The 12,832-nt window shown below is 44.8% G+C and carries 12 protein-coding genes; 6 read left to right on the top strand and 6 right to left on the bottom strand.

Annotated features, from left to right (window positions below; all coding sequences use genetic code 11):
* Positions 1 to 34 precede the first annotated feature (34 nt).
* The 3 genes from atpG to OCV19_RS17420 are packed head-to-tail and all read left to right on the top strand — an operon-like array spanning position 35 to position 2,792.
* A complete protein-coding gene (gene atpG, locus OCV19_RS17430) occupies positions 35 to 904 on the top strand; it encodes a F0F1 ATP synthase subunit gamma (RefSeq protein ID WP_017064727.1) in 870 nt (289 codons plus the stop codon).
* A 44-nt stretch (positions 905 to 948) separates the two neighbouring features.
* A complete protein-coding gene (gene atpD / locus OCV19_RS17425; protein WP_019820615.1) occupies positions 949 to 2,334 on the top strand; it encodes a F0F1 ATP synthase subunit beta in 1,386 nt (461 codons plus the stop codon).
* Between the two features lie 14 nt (positions 2,335 to 2,348).
* Positions 2,349 to 2,792 (top strand): F0F1 ATP synthase subunit epsilon, encoded by a 444-nt coding sequence (locus OCV19_RS17420; RefSeq protein ID WP_065676260.1) that lies wholly within the window; start codon positions 2,349 to 2,351, stop codon positions 2,790 to 2,792.
* Between the two features lie 121 nt (positions 2,793 to 2,913).
* Here the strand turns inward: OCV19_RS17420 and OCV19_RS17415 are convergent, their stop codons facing one another.
* The 5 genes from OCV19_RS17415 to OCV19_RS17395 all read right to left on the bottom strand — a co-directional run bounded on the left by OCV19_RS17415 (position 2,914) and on the right by OCV19_RS17395 (position 9,265).
* Complete coding sequence (locus OCV19_RS17415; protein WP_065676259.1) at positions 2,914 to 3,465, bottom strand: RNA-binding S4 domain-containing protein; 552 nt, start codon at positions 3,463 to 3,465, stop codon at positions 2,914 to 2,916.
* 117 nt (positions 3,466 to 3,582) lie between these two features.
* Entirely contained in the window at positions 3,583 to 5,205 is a 1,623-nt protein-coding gene (gene yejF / locus OCV19_RS17410; protein ID WP_065676258.1) for a microcin C ABC transporter ATP-binding protein YejF, read from the bottom strand.
* A 9-nt stretch (positions 5,206 to 5,214) separates the two neighbouring features.
* Complete coding sequence (locus tag OCV19_RS17405; protein ID WP_048608646.1) at positions 5,215 to 6,237, bottom strand: ABC transporter permease; 1,023 nt, start codon at positions 6,235 to 6,237, stop codon at positions 5,215 to 5,217.
* Between the two features lie 31 nt (positions 6,238 to 6,268).
* The gene (locus OCV19_RS17400) at positions 6,269 to 7,357 is read right to left on the bottom strand and encodes a microcin C ABC transporter permease YejB (protein WP_004730359.1); all 1,089 of its coding nucleotides are present in this window, start codon (positions 7,355 to 7,357) and stop codon (positions 6,269 to 6,271) included.
* Positions 7,358 to 7,369: 12 nt separating this feature from the next.
* Positions 7,370 to 9,265: an extracellular solute-binding protein gene (locus OCV19_RS17395; RefSeq protein ID WP_065676257.1), complete on the bottom strand. Its 1,896-nt coding sequence runs from the start codon at positions 9,263 to 9,265 to the stop codon at positions 7,370 to 7,372.
* A gap of 421 nt (positions 9,266 to 9,686) precedes the next feature.
* Here OCV19_RS17395 and OCV19_RS17390 point away from each other — a divergent pair, with 421 nt between their 5' ends.
* Positions 9,687 to 10,730: an endonuclease/exonuclease/phosphatase family protein gene (locus tag OCV19_RS17390; protein WP_065676256.1), complete on the top strand. Its 1,044-nt coding sequence runs from the start codon at positions 9,687 to 9,689 to the stop codon at positions 10,728 to 10,730.
* Positions 10,731 to 10,845: 115 nt separating this feature from the next.
* Here the strand turns inward: OCV19_RS17390 and OCV19_RS17385 are convergent, their stop codons facing one another.
* Positions 10,846 to 11,445 (bottom strand): porin family protein, encoded by a 600-nt coding sequence (locus OCV19_RS17385; protein ID WP_065676255.1) that lies wholly within the window; start codon positions 11,443 to 11,445, stop codon positions 10,846 to 10,848.
* A gap of 427 nt (positions 11,446 to 11,872) precedes the next feature.
* On the opposite strand from OCV19_RS17385, the gene OCV19_RS17380 reads away from it, so the two are divergent.
* Both OCV19_RS17380 and rbsD read left to right on the top strand, forming a co-directional pair.
* Positions 11,873 to 12,187 carry a winged helix-turn-helix domain-containing protein gene (locus tag OCV19_RS17380; protein ID WP_065676254.1) on the top strand — a complete coding sequence of 105 codons (315 nt, stop codon included), beginning with the start codon at positions 11,873 to 11,875 and terminating at the stop codon, positions 12,185 to 12,187.
* 200 nt (positions 12,188 to 12,387) lie between these two features.
* On the top strand, positions 12,388 to 12,807 hold the full coding sequence (rbsD, locus tag OCV19_RS17375; RefSeq protein WP_017060853.1) for a D-ribose pyranase: 420 nt from the start codon (positions 12,388 to 12,390) through the stop codon (positions 12,805 to 12,807).
* Positions 12,808 to 12,832: the final 25 nt, after the last annotated feature.

Genomic DNA, 12,832 nt, shown 5'->3' with positions numbered 1-12,832 from the left:
GTTAGCTGGAAATCAAAACAAATAGGAGCAGGTTATGGCAAGTACTAAAGAAATTCGCACCAAGATAGCCAGTGTTAGTAACACTCAGAAAATCACTAGCGCAATGGAAATGGTTGCAGCAAGTAAGATGCGTAAGGTTCAAGACAACATGACGCTAACTCGGCCCTACGCCGAGAACATGCGAAAAGTTATCTCTCATGTTGCATCGGGTTCGCTGGAGTACCAGCACCCTTACCTGCAACAGCGTGAACCTAAGCGTGTCGCTTACATCATTATCTCGTCCGATCGCGGCTTGTGTGGTGGCTTGAACTCAAACTTGTTCAAGAAAGTGTTAGAAGAAATGGAGCAATGGCGCACCAAGGGAGTCGAGGTAGAAACAACCTTAGTGGGATCTAAGGCTATCTCGTTCTTCCAACGCGGCGGCAACGTTATTGCACAAACGTCAGGTCTTGGCGACACACCTAAGTTAGAAGACATCTTAGGTACGGTGAACGCGATGCTGGGGCATTACGACGAAGGCAAGATCGATAGCTTGTATCTCGTTTACAACCAGTTCGTCAACACCATGGTTCAAGCGCCAACGACCTTGCAGTTGCTCCCCCACCCTTCGGATTCTGAGGAAGGTGGTGAGCCTAAAAAAGCGCGTCGTTGGGACTACATCTATGAGCAAGCACCCAAAGACATACTCTCAGAACTGTTACATCGATACATCGAATCGCAAGTGTATCAAGGCATTGTTGAGAGCATTGCCTGTGAGCAAGCAGCCCGAATGGTCGCAATGAAAGCGGCGACTGATAACGCAGGCCAACTCATTGATGACTTGCAGTTGGTCTACAACAAGGCGCGTCAGGCTGCCATTACCCAAGAGCTGAGTGAAATAGTCTCAGGTGCCCAAGCTGTCTAGGGCTAGAAAAGACTGGGTCAAGAACAGAATTTGAGGATTTAAGAATGAGTGTTGGAAAAATAGTTAAAGTAATCGGCGCGGTGGTTGACGTCGAGTTCAGCGGCGGCAATAGCCCACGCGTTTATGATGCATTGAAAGTGACTAGCGACGAAGCAAGTTCGTTAGTATTGGAAGTACAGCAACAATTGGGTAGCAATATCGTTCGTTGTATTGCAATGGGTACTTCAGATGGCTTACGTCGTGGCCTAACGGTTGAAAATACAGGCTCTCCAATCACGGTTCCTGTGGGTGAAGAAACGCTAGGCCGTATCATGAACGTGCTTGGTCAACCTATCGATGAGTGTGGTGAAATCGGTCAGAAAGAAAACTACGAGATTCACCGTGAAGCCCCTTCTTATGAAGAACAAGCAAACAGCACTGAGCTTCTAGAAACAGGCGTTAAGGTTATCGACCTTATCTGTCCATTCGCTAAGGGTGGTAAAATTGGTCTGTTCGGTGGTGCTGGCGTAGGTAAAACCGTCAACATGATGGAGCTTATCAACAACATCGCCAAAGCCCACTCAGGTCTTTCTGTATTTACCGGTGTAGGTGAGCGTACTCGTGAAGGTAACGACTTCTACTACGAGATGAAAGAAGCGGGTGTACTAGACAAAGTAGCCATGGTTTATGGCCAAATGAACGAGCCACCGGGAAACCGTCTACGTGTAGCACTTACAGGTCTGACTATGGCTGAGCGCTTCCGTGATGAAGGTCGTGACGTACTGTTGTTCATTGATAACATTTACCGTTACACGCTTGCCGGGACTGAAGTATCAGCTCTGCTAGGTCGTATGCCTTCTGCAGTAGGTTACCAACCAACACTGGCTGAAGAGATGGGTGTGCTTCAAGAGCGTATCACTTCGACTAGACAAGGCTCTATCACGTCTATCCAAGCAGTATACGTACCTGCGGATGACTTGACCGATCCATCGCCAGCAACAACCTTTGCTCACTTAGATGCGACCGTTGTACTGTCTCGTAATATCGCGGCATTGGGCCTCTACCCTGCGATTGATCCATTGGATTCAACCTCTCGCCAGTTAGACCCACTTGTGGTTGGCCAAGAGCACTACGACATTGCACAAAAAGTACAAACAACACTGCAACGCTACAAAGAGCTAAAAGACATCATCGCGATTCTTGGTATGGATGAGCTGTCTACTGAAGACAAACAGACCGTATCTCGCGCTCGTAAGATTGAACGTTTCTTAACTCAGCCTTACCACGTAGCCGAAGTGTTTACCGGTCAGAAAGGTGTCTTTGTACCGCTAAGCGAAACACTAAGAGGCTTTAAAGGTCTGTTAAGCGGTGAATATGACGATATCCCAGAGCAAGCGTTCTTGTACTGTGGCTCTATCGACGAAGTGCTTAACAAAGCAAAATCACTCTAACAGGTAGGTGCACCATGGCTATCGGAATTACAGATAATACATTTCAACTTAATATTGTAAGTGCGGAAGGTACGCTGTTTTCAGGTCCAGCGTATGCCCTAGCCGTTTCTGGCGCTGATGGTGAACTGGGGATTCGCCCCGGTCACTCTCCGCTTCTCAGTAAGATCAAACCGGGCGTAACCGTGTTTGTTACAGACCCTAAATCAGAAAGCCAAGTGCTGTATGTCTCTGGTGGGATGCTGGAAGTTCAACCGGATGTGGTTACGGTGTTAGCCGACACTGCCTTGCATGGTAAAGACATTGACCGCGCTCGTGCAGAAGAGGCGAAATATGCGGCTCTAGAGAACATCAACAAGGGCAACATAGACATTAACTTCGCACAAGCTCAGCTAGAATTGGCGAAAGCCGTTGCTCAGCTTCGCGCATCAGAACTGACGTCTTCTCGCACTCGACACTGAGAATAGAGCTTAGATTTTTGTTGATTCTAAATGCAGAAAGGCTCACTAAATAGTGAGCCTTTTGATATCTGCTTAACGCAAACCGAGTTCTAACGTTGATTAACGTCTTAAAAGAATAATGTTAGAAGAATTCAATCGAATTACGGCCGCTTTTATCGTCACGTGTTGGCTTAGGCGTATCCGCTTTCTTTTTCGGTTTCTTCTCTTTTTTCTCTTTCTTTGGTTCAGCCTTTGCGCTTAGCATTTCAGCTTTGCTTTTCTTAGACTCTTTCTTCTTAGAATCCTTTTTAGACTGACCTTTCTTCGCCTTGTTATCTTTTTTAGGCGCTTCTTTCTTTTTCGGCTTGTCTGATTCTTCTTGTACTGGCTGATCACACACCACTACATAGTATTCTTGGTTGAATTCAAAGAAGTCGCCATCGTACATTTTACGACGCTTACGCGTTTCCAGCTCACCATTTACCGCTACGTATCCTTCAGAGATGATGTGTTTAGCTTCACCGCCACCACTCACTAGGTTAGCAATTTTAAACACCTTGTAGAGTTCGATTGGCTGTGATGAAACATCAATACCAATTGCTTCGATTTCAATCTCTTCGCCTTCTTCGCCCAGCTCTTGGCCTTCGTAATCAGCGTCTTCGTAATCAGCGTCTTCGTAATGTTCTTGGTCCATGGTGACCTCTACCTAAATATGTACTTCTGAAATATTGGGCGCAGTGTAATCTTAAAACAACGAAATGACCATGTTGAATTCAACCAGAGCCCATTTGTTTTAAATAAGCCCTCTGCGTTATAAAACACCACCAACGTTCGAGAGATTCACCAACTGCTTGGTATATTCATGCTGCGGATTACCAAACAAAGTCTCAGTGTCACCCTTCTCTATTACCTCGCCAGCTTTCATGACTATGGTGTAATGACATAGGGATTTCACGACATTCAAATCATGACTGATAAACAAATAGGTCAGGCCATACTTTTCTTGAAGTGACTTCAGTAAATCCAGTACTTGAGCTTGAACGGTTCTGTCGAGTGAAGATGTTGGCTCATCAAGCAAGATAAACTCTGGCTTTAAAATCAAAGCACGAGCAATCGCAATACGCTGCCTTTGTCCGCCAGAAAACTCATTTGGATAACGGTGACGAGTTTCAGGATCGAGATCGACCTCTTTCATTACATCACAGATGCGTTGGTCGAGCTCGTGCTCATCCAATTGTTGGTGCACTAACAAGCCTTCGCCAATCACCTGAGCGACCGACATTCTTGGATTCAATGCAGAAAACGGGTCTTGAAAGACCACTTGCATACGGCTTCTAAACGGAAGCATCTGTTTTCGGTCTAAACCTTGAAGCTGTTCACTCGAATAGGTGATTGACCCTTCACTATCTACCAGCTTAAGTATCGCCATACCGGTCGTCGATTTACCAGAACCACTTTCGCCAACCAAACCGATTGAGTGCCCTTTCTTCAAAGTGAACTCCATGTCGGTCACAGCTTTAACATGAGAAATGGTTCGCTTGAATAAACCGCCCGTGATCGGGAACCAAACACGAAGTTGATTTACATCGAGTAGCGGTTTGCTTTCGGGTGACACAGGAACAGGCAAACCTTTCGGATCAGAGTTAATAAGTTTTTGAGTGTAAGGGTGAGCAGGTGCGTTAAACAGGGTATGACAGTCGTTACTTTCAACCAAGCGACCATCTTTCATTACCGCTACTCTGTCGGCAATCTTACGAACGATACTTAAATCATGAGTAATGAAAAGCATTGCCATACCCAACTCTTGCTGTAAGTCTTTTAGTAGGTCGAGGATCTGCGCTTGCACCGATACATCCAATGCGGTTGTCGGCTCATCAGCAATAAGCAGCTCTGGTTCATTGATCAGTGCCATCGCGATCATCACGCGCTGGCGTTCTCCACCAGATAGCTCGTGCGGATAAGCTGAAATCTTTTGCTCTGGGTAACGAATCCCCACCTTGGATAGCCACTCTATCGCTAAGGCTTGCGCTTTGTTGGTTCGCATACCTCGGTGAATCGCGAGGGTTTCAACAAGCTGTTTCCCGACTCTATGAAGCGGATTCAGCGACACCATGGGCTCTTGAAAGATCATGCCGATGCGACCACCACGAATCCCGCGCAGTTGTCTTTCAGAACAACTCAGAATATCGGTGCCAGAGAAGTTAATCTTACCATTCAAGTAATGCGACGAGCCTTTAGGCAGCAGTTTTAACACTGAATTAGCCGTAACTGATTTGCCGGAACCACTCTCTCCTACCAGAGCAAGTGTCTCACCTTTGTATATCTCCAACGAGACATCATGAGTAACTTGTTCTATCGAATCTTTTCGCCCGAAACCGACCGACAATTTATCGATGGTCAAAACTGGAGAAGCAGGCGTTGTATTTGAAGTCATAACCTATCCTTACTTCTGTTGATGTGGGTCGAAAGCATCACGCACCGCTTCACCAACGAAGACCAGTAACGTCAGCATCAGTGAAAGCACGACGAAAGCAGAAATGCCAAGCCAAGGCGCTTGTAAGTTAGCTTTACCTTGCGCCAACAACTCGCCCAATGAAGGTGAACCCGCAGGAAGACCAAAGCCTAAGAAATCTAATGAGGTTAACGTAGTGACCGAGCCTGAAAGGATAAACGGCATCATGGTTAACGATGCAACCATCGCATTGGGTAACATGTGACGAAGCATAATGCGTTTGTCGTCAACACCCATCGCTTGCGCGGCACGTACATAATCGAAGTTACGACAGCGTAAGAATTCAGCTCGCACAATCCCCACTAAACTCATCCAACTGAACAGCACCATTATTCCGAGCAGCCACCAGAAATTCGGTTCAATAAAACTCGATAGAATGATCAGTAAGAATAGAGTCGGCATCCCTGACCAAACTTCAATGAAGCGCTGACCAAACAGATCCACCCAGCCACCGTAGTAACCTTGTGTCGCCCCGACAACCACGCCTATCACGCTTGATACGATCGTCAGAATAAAGCCAAATAAGACAGAAATACGGAACCCATAAATGATGCGAGCTAATACATCTCGCCCTTTATCATCGGTTCCTAACCAGTTCACTGAGTCAGGTTCAGAAGGCACTGCGCCCGAAATATCGAAGTTGATGGTGTCGTAGCTAAACGGAATGATTGGCCACACGATGTAACCGCTGTCTTCAATAAGTTCGATAACATAAGGGTCTTTGTAATCCGCTTCGGTTTCAAACTCGCCGCCAAATTCAGTCTCGGCATACTCATTAATGACAGGTACAAACCACTGATTATCATAAGAAACTAAAAGTGGTTTATCGTTGGCGATGATCTCAGCGAACAGGCTCAGTCCAAACAGAATGGTAAATATCCAAAGGGAGATAAAACCACGCTTATTTGCTTTAAAACGTAACCAACGAGCTTCAGCTAAAGGGTTGTTAAACATTTATTATCAATACCTTTTTATTCATTCGCCATTAACGCGCTTCAAAATCAATTCGAGGATCAACCCAGGTATACGTCAGGTCGGAGATAATGCTCAGCACCAAGCCAAGCAAGGTCATGATATAGAGAGAGCTGAACACCACTGGGTAATCTCGCTGAATGGTCGACTCAAAGCCAAGCAGACCAATGCCTTCGAGTGAAAACATCACTTCAATCAACATAGAGCCCGTGAAGAAAATACTAATAAATGCGCTCGGGAAACCGGCAATAATGATCAACATCGCGTTACGGAAAACGTGCTTGTAGAGAATGCTGCTCTCATCCAAACCTTTCGCTCGTGCGGTCACTACATATTGTTTATTGATTTCATCAAGGAAGGAGTTTTTGGTCAGCATGCTGAGTGTTGCGAAACCACCGATGACCATCGCAAAAATAGGCAATGCTAAATGCCAGAAGTAGTCGCCAATCTGCTGGTACCAGTTAAGCTGGTCGAAATTACTCGACACCAAGCCTCGCAATGGGAACCAACTGAAGTAGTTACCGCTCGCGAACAAAATAATCAGGATAATCGCAAACAAGAAACCTGGAACGGCATAACCAACAATCACCACCGCACTCGACCAAATATCAAACCGAGAGCCGTGATGTATCGCCTTCATGATGCCTAAAGGTATCGAGATCACGTAGATGATTAACGTACTCCACAATCCCAAGGAGATGGAGACGGGCAGTCGCTCGATGATCAAATCAATAACGTTGCCGCCCTTAAACAGGCTTTCACCGAAATTAAAGGTCGCGTAGTTTTTCAACATGTCGAAGTAGCGAACGTGAATCGGCTTATCAAAACCAAACTGCTTTTTGATCTCTTCAACCACTTCAGGATCAAGCCCGCGTGAGCCTTTATAGCCACTGGCAGATGCTTGGTCACTTTCGCTCAAATCAACTTCTTGTCCACCACCAGAAAAGCGCTCCATAATGCCAGAGTTATGCCCTTCTAATTGAGCAACGGCTTGCTCTACCGGGCCTCCAGGGGCAATCTGGATGATGAAAAAGTTGATGGTGATGATCGCCCACAGCGTGGGGATCACCAACAATAAACGTCGAAATATATACGCGGCCATGCTAACTAACTCCTAGCGACGTTTTTCAGGAAGCAATGCCGCCTTCTCTTCTGAAATCCACCATGTATCGATACCTAAATCGTATTTAGGCAATACATCTGGACGCTCAAACTTGTCCCACATTGCTACGCGATATTCACCAACGTGCCATTGCGGGATGTTGTAGAAATTCCACTGCAATACACGGTCAAGTGAACGACCTAGTGTAAGAAGCTTTTCAGGATGCTGTTGGTTAAGCGCAATTTCTTCTGTTAACGCGTCAACCACTGGATCGATAACACCTGCAGTATTGTAAGTAGAATCAATGTAGTTAGAGTTCCAAACGATCATTAAGTTCGGGCTAGGATAAGGGTTTGCGGAAAATGACGACGAAACCATGTCGAAATCACGATCACGTAAGCGCTTGATGTACTGAGTCGTATCAATGGTACGTATCTTCATCTCAATACCCATGCGCTTAAGGTTCTTTTGAACCGGCGTTGCGATACGTTCCGTCGTTGGGCTATAAATCAGCAACTCAAATGACATCGGCTTGCCCGTCTTTTCGTTGGTCATTACTTTGTCTTTCAGCACCCAACCCGCTTCTTTCAATAATTTGAAAGCCGTGCGCATTTGGCTACGAATACGGCCGCTGCCATCGGTGACGGGTGGTTGGAATTCTTCGGTGAAAACTCGCGGTGGAATTTGATCTTTGTATTGAGACAACAACTCGACTTCAGCTTCGCTTGGTAAGCCTTTCGCTTCATAGTCAGTATTTTGGAAGTAGCTGCGAGTACGTTTGTACTGACCATAGAACATGTTCTTGTTCATCCACTCAAAGTCCATCGCGTAGGTTAACGCTTCACGAACTTTAGGATCAGAGAACACTGGAGATTGAATGTTGAAGACAAAACCTTGAGTCGTTTCAGGCTTCTCATGGTTTATCTCTTCTTTAATGATGTAGCCTTTATCGAAGTTCGCGCCTGTGTAGGAGTTGGCCCAGAACTTCGCCGAGTTCTCGGTTCGCAGATCGAACTCCCCTGCTTTAAAGGCTTCCAGCATTACCGTGTCGTCACGGTAGTAATCGTATTGCACCTGCTTGAAGTTATTACGGCCAACGTTAACTGGTAAGTCTGCTGCCCAGTAGTTTTCATCTAGACCATAGGTAACACTTTGGCCTGATTTGTAGCTGATGATCTTATAAGGACCACTACCGACTGGTGGCTCACTTAGAGGCTCAGACAGCTTTCTGTCTTTCCAAAAATGTTTCGGCAATACACGAGTGCTTTGCGCAAAGCTAAACAGTTTTTCGCGGTTTGGACTGTTCATTTCAATACGAACAACCAAATCAGAGACCGCTTTTACTGACTTAATCTCTTTGTAATACACACGATACTGAGGCACGCCCTCTGTTGAGAACTTGTCAAAAGTAAAGGCAACATCATGCGCAGTGATAGGCTCGCCATCTTGGAATTTAGCATTTGGGTTGATGTCGATTTCCATCCAAGTGAAATCACTGGCGTAGCGAACCTTTGAAGCAATCAATGGATAGTACGCATCAATCTCGTCACTCGGAGAGAACATCAATGTATCGTAAATCTCTCCGGTATAACTTGCAGCAACGCCGCGGGAACCGAATCGATTAAAGCTATCGTACGTACCTATACTGCCATAGGTCACTTTACCCTGCTTTGGCGCATCAGGATTAACGTAATCGAAGTGAGTGAAATCGGCTGGATATTTTGCTTCACCAAAACCAACCAGTTGTGTGGTTTCAATAACGGTGACAGCAGGGTTTGATTGAGTTTCAGAAGCGTAAGTAACGGAGGGTTGTAAAGCAATAAGCGGCAACATGATTGCACATGACTTCAATTTAAACCTGAAAAACTGAGTGCGTTGCGAGGCTTTGCGTCGAAAAACTGTTCCCATTTGACTCTCCCTTCAAATGTCATGAATTCTATATTCAAGTTGATTTATCGGCTTTGAATGCATGCCGTTAAATCAAGTATAGGTTCAAATCTAACATCATGTAATAACTAATAAAACCATCAGCACTCTATCTCTGACGGTTTATTTACAAATTACTCGTCACCGCTCGAAGTTATTGGATACAGTTAGCTTTGATTCCTTTGGTTCCTTTGGTTCCTTTGAATAAGTTGATTAGCTTGGTGGCGTTGGAAAGTACGGGATAAGGCAGAAGCACTAAGCTTGCTCTAGCGTGAATGACACAAGCCTCCACGGCTTAGATTCCTTTGATTCGCTTCTAAAGTGAAATTTAGGCTCTAAATAATCAACAAACTATACTTTTACTGGAGTATCCTTGCTGCCTAGGTCTAAATGGAATGACACTTTGAACAAACCAAACCAAATAACATTCGCAACGTTCAACCTTCTGAACTATCTCGAGCCACCGAATGCTTATTATGATTTTGAGAACATCTACAGCTTCGAAGAATGGCAGAAGAAGCAACATTGGATGGCTGAAGCGATTCGTTCATTAGATTGCGATGTGATTGGCTTCCAAGAGATATTTAGCCCTCAGTCTTTAGAGCAATTGATGAACGAGCTAGGTTATCCATACTTTGCAGTGGTCGATAGCGCACACGTTGAAGATGATTACCTATACACCTCACCTGTCGTTGGGATCGCTTCTCGCTACCCGATTGAAAACGTACAGCCTGTTACGCCAGATTCGACGTTACTGGCAGCATTCAACCTTGGCGACAAATTCTCATTCAACAGAACGCCTGTTCACGCGACGATTACGTTACCCCATTTAGGTTCGACCGACTGTTATGTGGTGCACTTCAAATCACAACGTCCGACAGAACCAAAAGCAGAATCTGTCGATGCCGACAACACTCAGCAAGGCGAAAAACCACAAAGTGACACACTCACTCGCTTCCACCAAGAACAACTTGGCTCTTGGTTATCGAGTGTTCAGCGTGGCCTTGAAGCTCAGATGCTGCATCAATACATCACCAACCAACGCTACCAGACCGACCAGCCTGTTGTGTTAATGGGTGACTTTAATAAGCCTCTGTTTAATGATGAGTTTAAAGGGCTATTGAGTTACTCAATCAACCGAGACGAAAACAGCAAGCATTGGCTGTCCCACTTTCGCTTAAAAGACAGCTGGGATCTTTACCATCAGTTACATGAAGAAGACTTGCTTGAACAGCGTAAACCAACCCATTACTACGGCGCATCTGGATCTGTACTGGACTACATTTTGATGTCGAACGAGTTTGATTGTCAGAACTCTTCAAGCTTAATGGAGATCTCTAGCTACACAGTATTAGACCATCACCTCATCAATCCAAGCTTTGAGCATGACCAATTCAGTACCGACCATGCCATCGTGTCTGTTACCGCACATATCCGTGAAGCCTAGAGTTAAACATAAAAAAGCCGCAGTCAAAAACTGCGGCCTTCCACTTTAGCTAAACGGGTTGAGCCAACCGACGCCCCATTTAGAAACCGATTTACCGTTTAGCAAAGTGTGAAACTTAGAATGTGTACATTGCGCCTAAGTAGAAAGAATCCAGAACAACAGTATCTTCTGTCTTGTGTCCGTTTTCGTAATCTTCGATATCAAAAGCATCCGCTTCATAGCCTAACCTAAAGCTGACGTTTTTAGCCTGTTTAGGTGTGTACTCCACTCCGAAACCATAGCGAATACCCTCACCACTATCGTCATCAAGCACCGGCAGCGACTGGTCTAAATCAATCGTCGACAAACCGATGATGCCAAATGGACGAATACCATTATCAAACGTGTAACCGAGGTTTGCCGTTACCGAAAAGATTTGAGGTGTCCAAGTGAAAACCTTATTACCAGATTTCGTTTTTAGGGCTACATCACCAAAATCTGTGTATTGAGCTTCAACCGAAACAATGCGGTTAAATTTGTAACCAGCAATTAATCGGTAAGTATTGTCTTCGGCTTTAAAAGTAATAGGTTCTTTGATCGTGTCAGTTAACCCGCCATCATCAATACCAGATGTACCGATTGCGCCACCTAGATAAAATCCACTGTCTGCTGCCATTACATTGTTTGCTGCAAATGCTGACATCATCGCGATGCTTAGAATAAATTTGTTGTTCATTACTGCTTAACCTTACTTAGTGCAAATCAAGATTGTTACGCCTTCCTGTGCTGCACAATCTTGTTAGAGTTATCCGACACCCCGTCGAATTGGCAAGCAGGTTAATCTCACAGAAAACAAAAAAATAAATAAAAATATAATCACTTTGTAACTTCAACCAACACAACCAGTAAAAACCTAATAAATCATTGAATAAGCGAGAAATAAAACCCTGTCATTTATTCAGAATAACCTTCCCTCTATTTTTCAAACCCTCTCATTTTTAGATTTTATTCTCATGAGCTTACGCAGGCTTACTTTCAAGCGTGGTGTGATTTTGCATAATCCGCCCACTTCGACCATTAGCACACTTAAATAATTACCCACTCCAACAGCAGGCCAATTTGCTCAATCTCCGCAATTTAGAATAAGACGAACAGAAAACACGATGAACCACACAATAAACTTCAACGGCTTAATCATTGATATCGACGCTCGAACGATTACCAACCAGCAAGGAAACAAAATCACTTTGCGCCCTCACCTATTAGCAGTGCTCTGCTTGTTATTGGAAAATGTGGGAAGACCGATTTCAAGAGATCATATTGTTGATGTGTGTTGGAACGGACAACTCTCGTCACCACATGTTCTTGCAAACGTCGTCTATAACCTACGCAATGTCTTCGCGCGATTAAGAGCACAAAACGTCCAGATCATTACCATCAGTAAGTTCGGATATGCGCTATCGATTGAACCCACGTAAAAGGATTTATGCAATCAATGGCGGTGACTAAGATCACCAAAAAACGCCCCATCGAAACGTTTCGATGATCATTATCACACTCTAAAACAATCAAACGTGCAAATGATAAATCAGACACTATTATCACTATCGAAACGTTTCGATGGCTTTTCTTGAGTTGTTCTCAACCCATCAAGCGTTATTTTTCGATAGGTCGTGATATGAAAAAAAGTACTCTAATAAACTCTGAACTCTCTTACCTAGTGGCGACTCTTGGCCACACAGATGAAATCACGATTTGTGACGCGGGCCTGCCGATTCCAGACCACGTAACTCGTATTGATCTTGCTTTGACTCACGGTGTCCCAAGCTTTCAGCAAACGGTAAAAACCATGCTGGATGAATCTCAAATCGAAGGCGTTGTGATTGCAGAAGAATTTGCGAAAGTAAGCCCAGAACACCACGCAGCACTGATTGATTTAATCAAGACAGAAGAAGCACGTTGTGGCAAATCGCTTTCTATTACTTACATCACTCATGAAGAATTCAAGCAGCGAACGCATGAAAGCCGTGCAGTGATTCGCACAGGTGAATGCACACCATACGCAAATGTTATTTTCCAAGCTGGCGTAACCTTTTAGCTCAAGCAAAACGCAACGACAGCTC

It is taken from the genome of Vibrio celticus (assembly GCF_024347335.1).
GTDB classification, from domain to species: Bacteria; Pseudomonadota; Gammaproteobacteria; order Enterobacterales; family Vibrionaceae; genus Vibrio; species Vibrio celticus.
This window is presented reverse-complemented; position numbering and strand designations above follow the sequence as displayed.